This is a genomic window from Pseudomonas sp. Irchel 3H9, assembly GCF_900187495.1.
GTDB classification, from domain to species: domain Bacteria; phylum Pseudomonadota; class Gammaproteobacteria; order Pseudomonadales; family Pseudomonadaceae; genus Aquipseudomonas; species Aquipseudomonas sivasensis.
Map to the genome: position 1 here is coordinate 311,742 of NZ_FYDK01000006.1, position 16,266 is coordinate 328,007.

Sequence of the window (16,266 nt, forward strand, 5' to 3'; positions counted from 1 at the left end):
TCACACCTCCACGTTGCCGACATTGAATACCTTCGCTGCGTACTGCAAAAACGAGGGGTCTTCGCAGACGTTCTTCACCGGGTCATCGGAGAACTTCACCACCGGTTCGCCGTGCACCCGTACCAGCTTCATAACGATGCTCAGCGGTTCGACGCCGTCCACATCGCAAGCCAGGCTGGTGCCCATGCCGAAACCGAACTTGGCCTTGCCACGGATGTGCCGCAGGATCGGCAGGCATTTTTCGAAGTTCAGGCCGTCGGAAAACATCAGGTCCTTGGTCATCGGATCGATGCCCAGTTGTTTGTAGCGAGCCAGCACCTTGTCGGCCCAGGCGATGGGGTCACCGGAGTCCTGGCGCAGGCCGTCGTAGAGCTTGGCGAAGTACAGGTCGAAGTCCTTGAGGAAAAAGTCGGTGCTGATGCAGTCGGTCAAGGCGATGCCGAGACGGCCACGGTATTCATGCACCCAGTTCTCCAGGGCGGCGTTCTGGCTTTCGCGCAAGCGCCCCAATTGCTGGTGCACCATCAGCCATTGGTGGGCCATGGTGCCGATCAGCGGCAAGTCGAATTCATACGCCAGGTGCGCGTTGCTGGTGCCAACGAACTGGCCGGGGAAGTCGCGGCGCATGATGTCCACCACTTCGCGCTGGGCCTTGAAGGACAGACGCCGACGGGTCGAGAAGTCGGAGACGCGCAGGTCGGCCAACTCGTCGCGGCTGAGGTTTTTCTCCAGCCAGTCGAACTTCTGGTACAGCTTGCGGGTGACGTCTTCCAGGGTCACATCCGGGTATTTGTCGCGGTTGCGCAGTTCGCTGACCAACGCGAGCACCGGCTGTTCGAACATGATGCAGTGCAGCATCGGGCCGACCACGCGGATGTTCAATTGGCCATCGACTTCGCTGACGTGGATATAACGCAGGTTGAAGCGGAACAGGCCCAGGAAGCGCTCGTAGTCCGGGGTGAGGTACTCGCGAAAGCGTGGGTTGAACAGAAAGCGCAGCTCGCCTTCACGCACCTGCAGGCTGGCGAGTTTGTCCAACTCGACGCGCAACTGCGGGATCAAGTGGCCGAGTTTTTCCTTGGAGCGGACGATGAAGTTGTATTCCACATCGACGTTGGGGTACTGGTGCAACACCGCCTGCATCATGGTGAAGGTGTAGTAGTCGGTGTCGAGCAGGCCCTGGATCACCGGGGCGTCGTAGTCGTAGGCACTTTCCATGGTAAGTCTCCTTAACGCGTGGCCATCGCGGCCAGTTCTTCGCGGGTGCGGCTGATGCCGGCACCGGCCTTGAGCAACTCATTGACAGCCTGTACGCCGCCCTCCTCGCTGATACCGCGGCACGCTGGCAGGTGCAGCACGACTTCCAGGCCGGCCTTGAGCAATTGCAGTGCGGTGGTTTTGACGCAGTAGTCCAGGGCCAGGCCGCCAACGATCACACGGGTGACACCTTGAGCCTTGAGGTACTCGATGACTCCGGTGGACAGCTTGTCGTGCAGGTCGTGGTAGCAAGCACCGTAGGGGTGCAGGTCGGGCTCGACGCCTTTCCAGATGAAGTAGTCGTAGTCATAGGGCGTGGGCAGTTCGTCGAGCAACGTGAAACCTTCAGTGCCCGGTACGCAGTGGCTGACCCATGTGAGGTCGGCGTGGGTCAGGCCGGTGGGTTGCAGCATCTCGCTGGGCTGCGCGACCACCCAGGGTGCTTGCGGGGTGTGGGCGTCCTTGCTGCCGACGCGATAGCCGGCGAGGCTGGCCATGTAGTTGAGTTCGGCACCGATCTGGTCACCACCGGCCACAGGCAATTCGTTGGGGCACAGCGGCGTGAAGCTCTTCTGAGGATCGACATCGAAAGAAGCAAGGGCAGTTTTCGCAAGGGTCATGGCTGTTCTCCTGTGGCCTGGAAACAAAAGTACACGTCATGTACTTTCATTGCAAGAAACATTTATTTATCTATTCGCCTTCAAGCACATGACATATCTTTTCGATCCGTTAGACTGAGCCCTCTTCGCCGTTCAGAAGGATTTCATATGCCACTTAGCGCCTACCTCCACACCGTCGACCTCTGCGTGCTTTTTTACTGCCGCGCAACCGGGGAACTGAAACTGTTGCTGAACAAGCGCGACGCCGAGCCCTTCGCCGGGCATTGGGCGTTGCCGGGCGTGGTGGTGAATGGCGGCGTGCAAGATCTGAGCCTCCAGGATGCCGTGGAACGCTTGCGAACCAGCGACAAGGTCGGTCTGGAGCTGGCCTGGAGCGAGCAAGTCGGTACGGTGGGCGATGCGTTTCGCGACCCGCGTTGCTGGTCGTCATCAACGTACTACTTGGCGATCGTCGCGGATGAGGTGCAACTGGGGGAGCATCAAGGCTGGTTTGGGTTGAGGGCGGTGGCAGACGGCAGCATCAAGTTGCCGTTCGATCACAACAGCATCGTCGCGGCCGTGCAGGAGCGGTTGTTCTCCAAGTCGCTGTACAGCAGCTTGCCGCTGATGTTCCTGGGCAATGAGTTCAGCGCGCCGGAGGCGACCACGATCTTTTCCCTGGTGCTGGAGCGGCCGGTGCTCAAGACCAGTATTCGCCAGCGTTTGTTGAAGCTGACGGAGGCGGGATATTTGCGCGAGACGGGGCGCAAGAAGCATGGCGAGGGCGGCAGGCCCCAGGCGACGGTGGAGAACTTGAGGCCTGGGGCGGTTTACTTCTTTGATCGCAGTTTTGCCGACTAAGCACCCTTTTCAAGCGCGATGAGGTTCAAATGTGGGAGGGGGCTTGCTCCCGATAGCAGTGTGACAGTCCGCAAATAAAGTGACTGATCCTCCGCTATCGGGAGCAAGCCCCCTCCCCCAGTTTTGATTGGGGTATGGCTTTAGCTCATCCAATTGCCGCCGTCGACGTTGTAGGTCTGGGCCACCACATAATCAGCCTCCTTCGACGCCAGGAAGATTGCCATTCCGGTGAGGTCTTCAGCCGTACCCATCCGCCCAAACGGCACCTCTGCCCCCACCCGCCGCTTCTTCTCGCCAGGCGCCAGCCCTTCATGCTTGGCGAACAGCGCATCTACCCCATCCCAATGCTCTCCATCCACCACACCGGGGGCAATGGCGTTGACGTTGATTCCTTGCTTGATCAGGTTCAACCCCGCCGATTGCGTAAGGCTGATCACCGCTGCCTTGGTCGCGCAGTACACCGCCACCAACGCCTCACCGCGCCGCCCGGCCTGGCTGGCCATGTTGATGATTTTGCCGCCGTGGCCCTGGCTGATCATCTGCCGGGCCGCGGCCTGCAAGGTGAACAGCGTGCCGGCGACATTGATCGCGAACAGCCGCTCGAAGCTATCGCGGGTGATGTCGACGATGGGCGCCAGGTCGAACAGCGCTGCGTTGTTGACCAGGATATCCAGCTTCCCGACATGGGCCACCACGGCGGCAATCGCGCCATCGATGGAGGCTTGGTCAGTGACATCCATCGCGACCGCGTAGGCCTGAGGGCCCAGCTCGGCGGCAGTTTGCTGGGCGCGTTGCAGGTTGATGTCGGCAATGGCAACCGTCGCGCCTTCATTGATGTAGGCCAGGGCAAACGCGCGGCCAATCCCGCGCGCCGATCCAGTGATCAGCGCGCTTTTACCTTCCAGTCGTTTCATGGGTGTTGTCCGTCAAGGTTACTTGGGATAGCCGGCGCGTTTCATTTCGCGCTCGGTAGTGGACTGCGCCTGCAACAAGGCCTGATCAACCGTCATGCCGCCGGTAAGCGCCGCTGAAAACAGCTTGCCGACCGAGGTGCCGATGGCCTGGAACTCGGGGATGGTCACGTATTGGATGCCCACGTACGGCACCGGTTTGGCTGAAGGATGGGCGGGGTCGGCGTGTTTCATCATCTCCAGCGTCACCTGGGCAAACGGCGCGGCCTTGAGGTAAGCCTCGTTGTAAGTGGATTGGCGCGTGCCCGGCGGTACGTTGGTGATGCCCTCTTTATCGGCGACCAGTTGGATGTAGTCCTTGGAAGTGGCCCAGGTGATAAAGGCCTTGGCGGCGTCCTTGTGCTTGGAAGTGGCCGGGATCGCCAGGGACCAGGCGTAGAGCCAGGATGAACCTTTGTCGGTCACCTCAGTAGGCGCGGCGGCGAAACCGACGCTGTCGGCAACCTTGCTCTGGCTGGTATCGGTGGTGAAGGAACCGGCGACGCTGGCGTCGACCCAGATCGCGCACTTACCACTGTTGAACAGCGCCAAGGTCTCGTTGAACCCGTTGCTCGACACGCCTGGCGGGCCGTATTGCTTGAGGGTATTGACGTAGAAGTTGGCGGCGGCGGTCCATTCGGGGCTGGTCAGCTCGGGCTTCCATTGTTCGTCGAACCAGCGCGCACCAAAGGCGTTGGCCATGGTACTCAACAGCGCGATGTTCTCCCCCCAGCCGGCCTTGCCCCGCAGGCACATGCCGTACTGACCCTTGTCCTTGGCGGTGAGTTTGGCGGCGAACTCGCCGAGTTGGGTCCAGGTGGGATGCGCGGGCATGCTCAGGCCGGCGCTCTTGAACAGGTCAGTGCGGTAGTAGGTGACGGTGCTTTCGCCGTAGAACGGCAAGGCGTAGAGGGTGTTATTGACCGACAGGCCCTGGCGCACTGAGGGGAAGATATCGTCGGCGTCGTAATCGGCCGGCAGCTCGGTCAACGGTTCCAGCCATTGTTTGGCGCCCCACAACGGGGTTTCGTAGGTGCCGATGGTCAGCACATCGAACTGCCCGCCCTGGGTGGCGATGTCGGTAGTGAGGCGTTGGCGCAGAACGTTTTCTTCAAGCACAACCCAGTTAAGTTTGATGCCCGGGTGCTGCTCTTCGAACACCTTGGACAGGCGCTGCATGCGGATCATGTCGCTGTTGTTGACCGTGGCGATGGTCACGGTGTCGGCCGCATGGCCGGGTATAGCCATAGCCAGGCCGGACAGCAGTAACAGTGCTTTGGGAAGCGTTAACATGGCGGTTTCCACCTGTTGTTTTTGTTGTTGAGCACCGATTACAGCAGCTTGGCCAAGCCCTCACAAACGCCTGGCGAATGCGCGGCTGATACTTTTTTAACCGCACACTCAGGATCAAAAAAGTATCAGTGCCGGGCGAAAGCGGGGGTAGCCTGCCCCGTGCAAACCCGCGTATTTTGGTGTAATCCAACGCACAAGAGGCAGCACCATGCCCGTCAGCCGCGCCGAACTGTTCGAGCACCGCCCCGCCGAACTCGAAGTGATCTTGCCCGAACCCGACCACTGCTTTCGTTGGTTCGAACACGATTACCCCTATGATCTGGCGCGCTGGAACCACCATCCCGAATTTGAAATCCACCTGATCCGCCAAGGCACCGGCAAGCTGGTGGCGGGCGACTATATCGGTGCATTCAGCGCCGGCCATGTCGCTTTGATCGGCCCGGACCTGCCCCACGACTGGATAGGCGAACTGGCCCCCGGCGAACACTTGAGCGGGCGCGATGTGGTGCTGCAATTCGATGGCGCCGCCCTGCTCGCCCTGCGCAATACCTTGCCGGAACTCGGGGATTTGCAGCCGCTGTTCGAACAGGCCCGGCGCGGCCTGGAGTTCACCGGTGACAGCGCCGCAAAGGCTGCGCACCTGCTGGAAGCCATCGGTAGTGCCCATGGCCTGCAACGGCTGATCCTGTTCCTGCAATTGCTAGACACCTTGAAAAACGCGCCGCCCATCCAGGTCAAGGCACTGGCCAGCCCCTGCTACGCGCCCACGCTGGATGCCCGCAGCGCTGAACGCATCAACAAGGCCTTCGACTACCTGATGCGCGAACTCACTGGCGACGTGCGCCTGTCGGTCATCGCTCAACAACTGGAGATGAGCGAACCGGGATTCTCGCGGTTCTTCAAACGCAACACCGGCCACGGTTTTATCGACCTGATGCGCAAATTTCGCGTGCAGCGCGCGTGCCGGCTGTTGCTGCACAGTGAGCGGTCGGTGGCGGATATCTGCTTTGAAGTGGGCTACGCCAACCTGTCCAATTTCAACCGGCACTTTCGGATCGAGATGAACCAGACGCCGAGCGAATATCGCCGCGACACCGCGATGCATCTGTTCAATCCCATTGAAAAAATGACACCCAGTCATTTCTGATCAAAAGGTCGACTAATTCGCCTTTTTTCTAGGCCATTCAAGCCATTGGGCAAAGTTGGTACAGCCTGTGCAAACGTTTGCGGTACGAACTTGACCGCCAAGTTCCCCCTTACCTGAGCAATCGGGTTCAAACCGCGTACGAATAGGGACTTTCAATGCACCTCACCTCAAGGCCTCGCGCCTGCTTTGGTGTTTCCTTGCTACTGGCCGCCGTTACGGGAGTACTCAGCACACCCATTTTGGCGCAGGAAACACCTGCCAATGACTCAGCACAGGGCGAAACCCTCAGCCCTGAAGCCACCCAGTCGAATAAAGGCCCTTACCTGTCGCAATGGTTCAACCAGGACCTGACGCTGATCGGCAGCAAAGACATCAGCTTCGGCCCCAAGCCGTCCGATGACATTTACCTGGAATACGAGTACTTCGGCCGCAAAGGGCCCTTCGAGCTGTATGGCTACATCGACGTGCCGAAGATCCTCGGCATTGGTAACAGCAACGACAAAGGCGCATGGGACCACGGCTCGCCGGTGTTCATGGAGCATGAGCCGCGCATCTCCATCGACTACCTGGCCGGTCGCAGCCTGGCCATCGGGCCGTTCAAGGAATGGTACGTGGCGTTCGACTGGATCTACGACCACGGCAGCAACAAGGAAAACCGCGCCAACACCCTGTACAGCGGCCTGGGCACCGACATCGACACCCACTCGCGGGTCAACCTGTCGGCTAACTTCTATGGGCGCTACCAGTGGGAAAACTACGGTGCCAGCAATGAGTATTCCTGGGACGGCTATCGCGCCCAGATGAAGTACATCGTGCCCATCGGCAAGTTCGACAACGGCGCTTCGCTGACCTACATCGGCTTCACCAACTACGATTTCGGCTCCAACCTGCACAAGGACAACCCGGCGCGCACCGCCAATTCCATGGTGGCGACCAACGTGCTGCTGTACTCGTTCACCCACCTGCGCTTCACGCTGGTCGGGCGCTACTTCCATAACGGCGGCAACTGGGAAGATGGCAGCGAGTTGAATTTCGGCGAAGGCAACTTCCGCGCCCGCTCCGATGGCTGGGGCTACTACGCCGGTGTCGGCTACCAATTCTGATCAAGGAGCATGAGATGAACACGTTTACCCGTCTATCGATGGCCATCGGCATGGCCCTGTTGCCGAACCTGGTGCTGGCAGATACCCCGCCACCGATCAAACCCAAAGTGATGCTGATCACCATGTTCGCGCCCGAGGCACAAACCTGGATCGACCGCCTGCAACTCAAGCAAGAAGTGCGCGTGCCGGGCCTGTCCGCCGAATACCCGGTGATCCGCTGCAACACCCAGGACGTGTGCCTGCTCGTCACCGGCATGGGCCAGACCAACGCTGCCGCCTCCACCCTGGCCCTGGCGTTGTCGCCCAAGTTCGACCTGCGCCAGAGCTACTTCCTGATTGCCGGGATCGCCGGCATCAGCCCCAAGCACGGCACCATCGGGACCGCTGCCTGGGCGCATTACCTGGTGGAGTTTGGTACGCAGTGGGAACTGGATTCGCGCGATGCGCCCAAGGACTGGCCGACCGGCTACATCGGCATCAACACCAAAGGCCCCAACGAAAAACCGCCGCTGGACTACAAGACCGAAGTGTTTGAGCTCAACCCCAAGCTGCAAGCCAAGGCGTTTGCCCTGTCGCAGAAAGTCGAGCTGACGGAAAGCAAAGAGTCGACGGCCTGGCGCAAGCACTACCCCGCCGCCCCGGCCAACCAGCCGCCGCAAGTCACCCGCTGCGACACCCTGGCGGGCAACACGTGGTTCTCCGGCACGCGCCTGAGCGAACGCGCCGAGGTCTGGACCAAGCTGCTCACGGATAACAAAGGCGAATACTGCACCACCCAGCAGGAAGATAACTCCACCTATGAGGCCCTGCTGCGCGCCAGTCGCGAGGGCTTGGTGGATATTCAGCGCCTGGCCGTGGTGCGAGCAGGTTCCGACTTCGACCGGCCTTACCCTGGTTACAGCGAGGTGGATAACCTGCTCAACTATGCGGACCAGGGCGGGTTCGTGCCGGCGCTGGAAAACCTGTACCGCACGGGCAATCCGCTGGTGCAGGCAATCCTCAACAACTGGTCAGCCTGGGAAAAAGGTGTTCCCGACGCGTGACGATCCCTGTGCCGGCGATGGCGTGCTTAGGGCCAATCGCCGGTAAGCCGGCGCCTACGGGACCGTATCAGGGCAGGAAGATAATTTTGTCTGCACTGCCCTGGTTCACGTCTTCGTAGCACTGCGTCCCTTCGGCCAGCGCCACTTCGCGCAGGCCGACCGGCAGCGGCAGCAGGCCCTCATCAAAAAAGCGCCCGAACTGCTCCAGCATCACCGCGCACTGCTCGCAGCTGTAGAGCAATGAATTGATCCCCACCACCGAACCTCCCTTGCGGTACAGCGCCAGAGCCGGCAATTGCACATGACCGTCCACGGGCGCAGCAATGATGGCGATACGGCCAAAAGCCGCCAGACCCGCCACGGCGGCAGGCAGCCAGAAACCGGTGGTGTCGAAGATTACGTCGGCGCCGCCTGCGAACACGGCATTCACTTGCGTACCCAAGTCTTGCGGTTTAGCGAGGCTAATCGCCTCGAAACCTTGCGCTTGCAAAACCTCGACCTGCTCAACCCTGCGCACCGCCGCCAGCACCCGGGCGCCACGGATTTTCGCCAGGGCCAACGCCGCACTCCCCACGGCACCGTTGGCGCCGATCACCATCAACCGCGTGCCTTTGCCCACACCGCTGCGCTCCAGCGCATCCCAGGCGGTGGTGTACGGCACACCCAGGCTCGCCGCCTGGGCAAAGCTCAAATGCGTAGGCTTATGGGCCACGCCCTTGGCAGACACCGTGAGGTATTGAGCGTGGGAGCCATCGGCAAAAAAACCAAGATCGCGGCCGGTGCCCCAGACTTCCCGGCCCACCAATGCCTGCGGGCCTTCAACCACCACGCCAGCAAAATCGCGACCAGGAATGCGTGGCAGCGTGGTGTAAGGGAAGCGACCGAGCACGTTCTTTACATCGCTGGGGTTGAGGCCCGCAGCCTGGATTTTTACCAACACTTCATCAGCGCCTGGCACCGGAGTGGGAACGTCGATAAAGCTGAGGGCATTGAGATCGCCTGTGGCGGAAAATTGCAGGGCTTTCATGGGCAGTACATCCATCGAAAAGAAAAAGACTTCAGGACAACCAGGCACTGACCAACTGTCGCCCCATGGGCCACAGTTTTTCGCCGATCAACATGCCCATCAGGCCGACAAGCGCGATGGCCGGCGGCGCGGGTGAGCGAAAATCCAGCGCACCATAAATCACGCCGACAAACAGGCCAATGGCGAGGGAAATCAAGTAATTCATGGGGGCAGCGCCGTGTGGATTGGTGGGCTCAGTGTAGGGAGCCCCTCCCGCTGGCATCGGCCAACTGCTTCAGGATTTCGGCCAAACCTCAGCCGGTGTAGTGCGAAGGGGCCACACCGAGTTCGCGGCGGAACATGTCGCTGAAGCTGCTCGGCGAATAGCCCAGGGACCGCGCAATCCCGCTGACCGACTGGCCCTGGATCAACTCCGCCACGGCCGTGGCGAGTTGCACTTGCCGGCGCCATTCGGCGAACCCCATGCCCAGGTGGTTCTGGAACAGCCGCGCCAGGGTACGCACGCTGGCACCGGCCACCTCGGCATGCTGCTCGAAGGGGATCACCAGGGAAGGCGCAGCCATGACCGCCTGGCACGCGCTGATCAGTCGACGGTCGGCTTCAACCGGCATGGCGATGCGGATCCGGGAGCGACGCGCCCGCTGCAACTCCAGCAGGGCCAGGCCGACCACCGCGTCGTAATACGCACCGTCGCCGCTATCGCCCTCCTCCACCAGCGTGACGATCAACTCGCGCAGCAACCCACCGACCTCAATCACCTGCACCTGGCTGTCCAGCGTCGCCGCCAAGGCAGGACGCAGGTAGATATTGCGCATCTGCAAATCCGACACTACGCGAATCCCGTGCTCGACACCCGGCGGCAGCCATACCGCGCGCTGGGGCGGCACCACCAGGGCCTCGCGTGGGGTCTCGACCCACATCACGCCGCTCATGGCGTAAAGCAATTGGCCCCACTCGTGCCTGTGGGGTTCCACATACCACCCACGCGGGTAAGTACGCGCCAGAGGTTGCACGGGGACAGCGTGATCACTGAGGTCAGGTGGCGCGGCCAGGGCCATGGGACGTACGTCAGTCTAGGATGAGCCACCATGGTAATGACCACCGCCCGACAATCCGAGTGAATTTTTGGCGCTCGTGGCGATCACTTGCTTACACCACCAGGGTTGATGGGCCGATGAATAACGCAAAACTGTTTGTGATCGATTACACCCTCCATGGCGAGGCCAAGTCATTCATTATCCGCCTGGAAAAACTCGATGCCGCCGAAGCTTGGCATTGGGCAAGCTGCGATGCCGGCGTCGGTCGTATTGGCCGTTTCGCTCGGGAGCAGGTCAAGAAGACCAGCCAGGTTCAGGCCGAGAAATTCGGCATCACCAACGTGCAATGGCGCCGCTCGGACGCGCGCGCCCAGGCTTGATCAAGGAGAGATACCCATGAATGTATGTGGCCAGGTCAATGGCAAGGCTCGGATTGATTACACCCAGGACACCCTGTTTGGCCCACTGGCCAGGCATGTGGAATGCCAAGTGAGCGTGCAGCGCAAACCCGACAGACTCGTACTGAAGGTGTTTCAGCCGCTCCCGGATGATCTGCATGCAGCGAAAACGGTGGTGTTTGCCCTGGAGGGACGGCGGACCAGCGGGGTGGTCAGAGGTCGGCAGCGCCTGTCCGACCATAGCCTCCGGCTGGAGTTGGAAACCCAATAGCAGCTAACAGATAGATCAAATGTGGGAACGGTTTTGACCGCTCCCACCGCATTCAACCGTTGGCCGACTTGGCACACTCGCAGCCCGTAGCCGCAGCGCAGGGTTCACCATGGGCATGGTGTTCGGCACAGCCCTGGCAGCAATAGCCCTTACCGTCTTTCATCACCGCTTCGACACCCAATACACATTTGCAGTGTGGGCAGGCACAGGTTTGATCTGGCATGGTCAGACTCCTTCATCATGGTCGTCTCGGTACGGCGAGCGCCGGCACCTTAAGCAATGACTGCCGGCTCACGCAGATCGTTCAAACCATCAGTCGGTGCGCGTATTGCTGCGATACATGAACACCAGCGCCAGCGCCAGGCACACCATCGCCAGCATGCGACCGCCCGACAATTCGATGGCAGGGTTGCCCAGCCAGCCGAAGTTATCGATCAGCATGCCCATGCCCAACTGCCCGGTGATCACCGCCACCGTGGCCACCGCTGTGCCGACCACCGGCACCGCACCGACCATCACCATCATGTACACCACGCCGAACAGCGCGCCGGTCAGCTGCCATTTAGGCACGTCCAAGAGGCTCAACGCCTGTGCCGGTTCAAAGAAGAAAATCAACAGCGCGGTGGTGAGCGCGCCTACGGCAAAGGTCAGCAAACTGCTGCGCAACACACCCACTGTCTGGCCCAGGCGACCGTTGATCGCCGCCTGCACACTCAATACCGCACCGGCCGCGATGACCAGTACCAACAACAGAATCAGATTCATCGTCTTACCCTCGTGCGATCAGAACAAGTGCCACCACAATCAACGCCAGCGCGATCCAGCGCTCTCCATTGACTCGCTTGCGCGTCGTGCCGAACCAGCCGAAATGGTCGATCAGAACGCTCTTGCCCACCTGTCCCGACAGTATCGCGATCATGGTCATCGCAATACCGATGTGCGGCGTGGCCAGGGTCAGTACCACCACGTACATCGGCCCCAGAAAACCGCCGATCAGCTGCCAGCGCGGCAAGTCAGTGAGAGCCGGGCCTTTTTGCGGACCGCTGAACAGCAGCAGCAAATACAGAATCGCCGAGCCCACGCCGAAGATGCTCAACGTCGCCCACAGGTGCCCCACCTGCACGCCCAATGGGCCGAGCAAGCCGGCCTCCACCGACAAGCCCATACCGGCGAGGATCACCAGCGGCAACAACAGCAACCGCAGAAGGTTTTTTTTCGGCGTGGCGTTCGCCACACCCTCGATAGAACTGGCCTGCATACATCACCTGCGCATCAACAAATGGATTAATGGCGCGCATTATCCAGTGGCCGTCCTGTGCGATAAATGGGAGCATGCCAACAACACCTTTGCGCAAAACGCACAGCTTGGAGCCATGATGCAGGGTTTGAACGAGTTGAGTTTCAAGGCGCTGCGCCTGTTCGTCGCAGTGCTGGACCACGGCAGTTTCTCCGAAGTGGCGCGCCGCGAAAGCCTGGCGCCCTCCTCGATCTCGCGGCAGATCCAATTAATGGAGCAGGCCCTGGGGCAACAGTTGTTGTATCGACACACCCGCGCCGTCAGCCCCACCGAGGCTGGGCGCCTGCTAGGGCGGCACGCGCGCCTGATGCTCGAACAACTGGAAGCCGCCGGCCAGGCCCTGCAGGAACAGGAAAGCGAGCCCAGCGGCCTGGTGCGTATCAATGCGCCGATGGTGTTCGGCCAGCGTCACCTCTCACCCTGGCTGGGCGAGTTGTGCCGCCGCTACCCCAAGCTGCAACTGGATATCCAGCAAACCGACACCTACGTCGACCCTCTGCAAGATGGCACCGACCTGCTATTTCGCATCGGCGTGCTCAACGACTCCGGCATGCAGGCCCGTATCTTCGCGCCCCAGCGCTTTCGCATCGCCGCCAGCCCTGCTTACCTGGCGAAGCACGGCACGCCCTCGCACCCCGATGAACTGATCAACCACCAATGCCTGGCGTACAAGGGCATCACCGGCCAACAACGCTGGTTTTTCCGCCGCGACCAGGGCGACTGGACGCCCTACAGCGTCAAAGGCCCGATCACTGGCAACCACGCCGACACCCTCACCCACGCCGCCGAACAAGGCCTGGGGCTGGTGGTGTTTCCATCCTGGTTGATCGGCGAAAGCTTGCGCGCCGGCACGTTGCACGCGGTGCTGACGGAGTACGAGGTGGCGACCACCCTGGAGCCGCAGCAAATTGCGGCGTTGTGGCCAGGGAGCCGGCGCTTGTCGCTGAAGGTGAGGACCGTGATTGATTACTTTGTGGAGTGTTTTGGGGCGGTGCCTTATTGGGATCGCTGACTCAAAACACCCATTGCCCAATCAACCATGCATTTGCCCCACTGATCACCACAAATAGAAACCACACCAACACCCTGGTGGGCAGGCTATTCACAAACGGTCCCATCAGTTGCTTGTCGCCAGTCATGCGAATCAGCGGATACAGCGCAAACGGCAGCTGCAGGCTCAGCACCACCTGGCTCAGGATCAGCAATTTGCCGATGGCATCGTCACCCATCAGCCACACCCCGAGAAACGCCGGGATCAGCGCCAGCCCCCGGGTAATCAGGCGCCGCTGCCAGCAGGGAATGCGCAGGTTCAGGTAGCCTTCCATGATCACTTGTCCGGCGATGGTGCCGGTAAACGTCGAGCTTTGCCCGGACGCCAGCAAGGCGACGCCGAACAGGATGCTGGCAAAGGCGCCACCCACCAACGGATCGAGCAGGTGGTAAGCATCCTGGATTTCCACCACGTCGGTGTGGCCGGTCTTGTGGAATGCGGCGGCGGCGAGTACCAGGATGGCGGCATTGACCAGCAGGGCCAGAGCCAGGGAGCCGATGGTATCGATGCGCGCCAGCTTGACCGCGTCCTGTTTGCTGGCCAGGTCTTTACCGATCAGGCGGGTCTGCACGATTGAGCTGTGCAGGTAAAGATTATGGGGCATCACCGTAGCGCCCAGAATGCCGATGGCCAGGTACAGCGGCGCGGCATCGCTGATGGCCGACAGTGACGGCGTGAAGCCGCTGAAGACGTCCGGCCAATACGGTTTGATCAACACCAGCTCGATAAAGAAACACACCCCGATGGTCGCCACCAACGCCAGCATGATCGCTTCCAAGCGGCGAAAGCCTCGGTTTTGCAGGGCAAGGATCAGCAGCGTGTCAAAGGCCGTGATCACAATACCGGTCGTCAGGGAAACGCCCAGCAGGAGGTGAAACGCCAAGGCGCAGCCGAGCACTTCGGCCAGGTCGGTGGCAATGATGGAGATTTCCGCCAACGCCCATTGGGTGCGGGCGGAGCGCTTGCTGTAGCGCTCGCGGCATAGCTGCGCCAGGTCTTTGCCGGTGGCGATGCCCAGTCGCGAGCACAGGCACTGCACCGCCATCCCCGCCAGGCTGGCCAGCAGCACCACAAACAGCAGGCTGTAGCCGTAGCGCGAACCGGCCTCGATGGCCGTAGCCCAGTTGCCCGGGTCCATGTAGCCAATGGAGATCAACAGGCCGGGGCCGGCAAACATGAGGGCACGCTTGAAGAACGACGCCTTGGGATCAACGGCGACAGAGCCCGCCACTTCCGGCGGGCAGAACGGGGCGGTAGCAATTTTAGGCAGGCTGAATTTCACGCGGTATCCCAGGCAAACACACTCGACAGCGCGCAGCTTATCAGTCGGACGCGACCGTGCGCATCACCGTGTCCCGTGGCAGGTCAAACGCTTCCACCACCTGCACCACGAGGTCCATCTCCTGGTTCAGCGCCTCACGCTCCATGCGCTGGCGAATCACACCGATCACCAACACCGCCAGCGTCGTAATCGAATACGCCGGACCGGAAAACGCCCGAACACCACTCACCAGCAGCATCGCGGCCGCCAGTGCCTGCCCCACCACCGGAATCGCTGAGGCCGCCCCACGACGCAGGATAAACCCGGTCAGCCCCGCCAGCGCCGTGCCGCTCAAAGCCGTGGTGGCCGAGCGCCCAATATCGAAACGCTTGAACAGGCCCTGCTCTTTTTGCGCGGCCGCCTTGAGCTCGGCGTCGAATACCTGCCGGTCGGCATTACTGAGCTTGTCCTTGTACTGCTCGATCAGCTTTTGCGCGACCTGGGTTTCGATCTCTGCCAGCGCAACCGTTTCGAGCGACTCGTCAAACTTGATCCCCAGGCGCTGCGCCACGTCTTCGGCGATCTGGCGATAACTTACGCCATGCCCACGAGCCAGATTCATAAAGCTATCGCCGCCCATGCGCTGTAACTCGATGGCCAGTTTGAGCGGCTCGCGCACCTTGGCATCAATCGATGCACTGCGCTTTTGCGCCATCAGTTCGGCGAGGAATTTCAACTCATCCGGCCGCGCCTGCACCAAGGCTGGGAACAGTTCCACATCCTCCTCGGCAAAGCGCACCTCGCTGCTGCGCTGGTCGGAGCGGATCATGCCGCGCCGCTCGTGCAACAGGTCGGTGTACTGCACCACCGTCTGCAATTGCGGCCAATAGGCGGCGTGATCGAAGGTAGCCAAGTGCACATTGGTGATCTTGGCCTTGAGTGCCGGCGTCACCTCAATTGCATAACGACCAATGCAGCGCTCGGTGTCCGGCTTAATGGCCAACGCCCAATCCTTGCTGGAGTGGCAGTTGATCAGCCGGCCCTTGAGTGGCGCCGACACCTCATCCCACGGGCTCGACGTACAGATCGCCCCGCCCATCAGCAGTAGATTGTCCAACGGCAGTTCCCGCGCGGTTTCAGGGCTGGCCAGGAGGCTCTTGACCAGAATCCGCGCGCCCAGGGAATGGCCGATCAGGTTGATACGCCGCACGTTCAGCGACTCACCGTGCAGGTAACCCGCCAGCTCCGGCAGCAAACTCTTGGCCACTTCGTCCACCCGCGCCTCGACACTTTTGTAGTGGTCGAGGAAATAGGCAATTGCCTTGCCCACGCCGACGGTCGCTGCACCGACACTGCCGCCGCCGAGCATCGCGCCGATCACGTCCTTGAAAGGCGCAAACAGGTTTTCCAGGAAGTGCCCCGCGGGCCAGAACAGCATCAGGTTGGTGGAGCCTTCGATGCCCGCCAACTGCGCCTTGAAATTGCCCAGTTGTTGCCGGTTGAAAAACGCCGAATAACCGTGAACATAGAGATTGAGCACGTCCCCCTGAGGCTCGCCACACAGTAGGAATGTGGGCTTGCGGGTGCGGTGCATTTCATCCCACTGGTGTTGCATTGGGCGGTGACTCCGGGTGACAAGAGTGGGCGATAGTAACAAAGGCAAGGCCCAAG

19 protein-coding genes are annotated in these 16,266 nt (G+C 61.0%); 7 read left to right on the forward strand and 12 right to left on the reverse strand.

From position 1 onward, the window contains the following. Together pncB and CKW32_RS21855 are read right to left on the reverse strand one after the other, a co-directional pair. Entirely contained in the window at positions 1–1,218 is a 1,218-nt protein-coding gene (gene pncB / locus CKW32_RS21850; RefSeq protein ID WP_095185972.1) for a nicotinate phosphoribosyltransferase, read from the reverse strand. Positions 1,219–1,229: 11 nt separating this feature from the next. Next, positions 1,230–1,877, reverse strand: a complete 648-nt coding sequence (locus CKW32_RS21855) for a nicotinamidase (protein ID WP_095185973.1) — start codon at positions 1,875–1,877, stop codon at positions 1,230–1,232. A gap of 147 nt (positions 1,878–2,024) precedes the next feature. Between CKW32_RS21855 and CKW32_RS21860 the strand changes: the two genes are divergently transcribed. Beyond that, positions 2,025–2,717, forward strand: a complete 693-nt coding sequence (locus tag CKW32_RS21860) for an NUDIX hydrolase (RefSeq protein WP_095185974.1) — start codon at positions 2,025–2,027, stop codon at positions 2,715–2,717. Positions 2,718–2,857: 140 nt separating this feature from the next. Here the strand turns inward: CKW32_RS21860 and CKW32_RS21865 are convergent, their stop codons facing one another. Further along, positions 2,858–3,631, reverse strand: a complete 774-nt coding sequence (locus tag CKW32_RS21865) for an L-iditol 2-dehydrogenase (protein WP_095185975.1) — start codon at positions 3,629–3,631, stop codon at positions 2,858–2,860. Positions 3,632–3,649: 18 nt separating this feature from the next. Next, on the reverse strand, positions 3,650–4,915 hold the full coding sequence (locus CKW32_RS21870; protein WP_371854025.1) for a sugar ABC transporter substrate-binding protein: 1,266 nt from the start codon (positions 4,913–4,915) through the stop codon (positions 3,650–3,652). A 253-nt stretch (positions 4,916–5,168) separates the two neighbouring features. Here CKW32_RS21870 and CKW32_RS21875 point away from each other — a divergent pair, with 253 nt between their 5' ends. The 3 genes from CKW32_RS21875 to CKW32_RS21885 all read left to right on the forward strand — a co-directional run bounded on the left by CKW32_RS21875 (position 5,169) and on the right by CKW32_RS21885 (position 8,253). Then, on the forward strand, positions 5,169–6,107 hold the full coding sequence (locus tag CKW32_RS21875; RefSeq protein ID WP_095185977.1) for an AraC family transcriptional regulator: 939 nt from the start codon (positions 5,169–5,171) through the stop codon (positions 6,105–6,107). A gap of 155 nt (positions 6,108–6,262) precedes the next feature. Continuing rightward, positions 6,263–7,210, forward strand: coding sequence for a nucleoside-specific channel-forming protein Tsx (locus tag CKW32_RS21880; protein ID WP_032885352.1), 948 nt, complete (start codon positions 6,263–6,265; stop codon positions 7,208–7,210). 14 nt (positions 7,211–7,224) lie between these two features. Further along, complete coding sequence (locus CKW32_RS21885) at positions 7,225–8,253, forward strand: purine nucleoside permease (RefSeq protein ID WP_095185978.1); 1,029 nt, start codon at positions 7,225–7,227, stop codon at positions 8,251–8,253. 67 nt (positions 8,254–8,320) lie between these two features. On the opposite strand, the gene CKW32_RS21890 is transcribed toward CKW32_RS21885, so the two are convergent. From CKW32_RS21890 to CKW32_RS21900, 3 genes are all read right to left on the reverse strand, one after another. Then, the gene (locus CKW32_RS21890) at positions 8,321–9,280 is read right to left on the reverse strand and encodes a zinc-binding alcohol dehydrogenase family protein (RefSeq protein WP_095185979.1); all 960 of its coding nucleotides are present in this window, start codon (positions 9,278–9,280) and stop codon (positions 8,321–8,323) included. A gap of 31 nt (positions 9,281–9,311) precedes the next feature. Beyond that, positions 9,312–9,485 carry a DUF1427 family protein gene (locus CKW32_RS21895; protein WP_081797626.1) on the reverse strand — a complete coding sequence of 58 codons (174 nt, stop codon included), beginning with the start codon at positions 9,483–9,485 and terminating at the stop codon, positions 9,312–9,314. A gap of 88 nt (positions 9,486–9,573) precedes the next feature. After that, positions 9,574–10,338 carry a helix-turn-helix transcriptional regulator gene (locus tag CKW32_RS21900; protein WP_095185980.1) on the reverse strand — a complete coding sequence of 255 codons (765 nt, stop codon included), beginning with the start codon at positions 10,336–10,338 and terminating at the stop codon, positions 9,574–9,576. Positions 10,339–10,454: 116 nt separating this feature from the next. Between CKW32_RS21900 and CKW32_RS21905 the strand changes: the two genes are divergently transcribed. After that, entirely contained in the window at positions 10,455–10,697 is a 243-nt protein-coding gene (locus CKW32_RS21905) for a DUF6555 family protein (protein WP_032885356.1), read from the forward strand. A gap of 16 nt (positions 10,698–10,713) precedes the next feature. Then, positions 10,714–10,986: a hypothetical protein gene (locus CKW32_RS21910; RefSeq protein ID WP_032885357.1), complete on the forward strand. Its 273-nt coding sequence runs from the start codon at positions 10,714–10,716 to the stop codon at positions 10,984–10,986. Between the two features lie 52 nt (positions 10,987–11,038). Here CKW32_RS21910 and CKW32_RS21915 read toward each other — a convergent pair whose 3' ends face one another. From CKW32_RS21915 to CKW32_RS21925, 3 genes are all read right to left on the reverse strand, one after another. After that, positions 11,039–11,209, reverse strand: a complete 171-nt coding sequence (locus CKW32_RS21915; protein ID WP_095185981.1) for a metallothionein — start codon at positions 11,207–11,209, stop codon at positions 11,039–11,041. An 89-nt stretch (positions 11,210–11,298) separates the two neighbouring features. Then, positions 11,299–11,751 carry a DMT family transporter gene (locus CKW32_RS21920; protein WP_032885358.1) on the reverse strand — a complete coding sequence of 151 codons (453 nt, stop codon included), beginning with the start codon at positions 11,749–11,751 and terminating at the stop codon, positions 11,299–11,301. 4 nt (positions 11,752–11,755) lie between these two features. Then, entirely contained in the window at positions 11,756–12,244 is a 489-nt protein-coding gene (locus CKW32_RS21925; protein ID WP_032885359.1) for a DMT family transporter, read from the reverse strand. A 118-nt stretch (positions 12,245–12,362) separates the two neighbouring features. On the opposite strand from CKW32_RS21925, the gene CKW32_RS21930 reads away from it, so the two are divergent. Then, positions 12,363–13,295, forward strand: a complete 933-nt coding sequence (locus tag CKW32_RS21930; protein ID WP_095186030.1) for a LysR family transcriptional regulator — start codon at positions 12,363–12,365, stop codon at positions 13,293–13,295. 1 nt (position 13,296) lies between these two features. Here the strand turns inward: CKW32_RS21930 and CKW32_RS21935 are convergent, their stop codons facing one another. Next, the gene (locus CKW32_RS21935; protein ID WP_032885360.1) at positions 13,297–14,616 is read right to left on the reverse strand and encodes an Nramp family divalent metal transporter; all 1,320 of its coding nucleotides are present in this window, start codon (positions 14,614–14,616) and stop codon (positions 13,297–13,299) included. Between the two features lie 40 nt (positions 14,617–14,656). Next, a complete protein-coding gene (locus tag CKW32_RS21940) occupies positions 14,657–16,210 on the reverse strand; it encodes a DUF726 domain-containing protein (RefSeq protein ID WP_095185982.1) in 1,554 nt (517 codons plus the stop codon). Between the last annotated feature and the right edge of the window lie 56 nt (positions 16,211–16,266).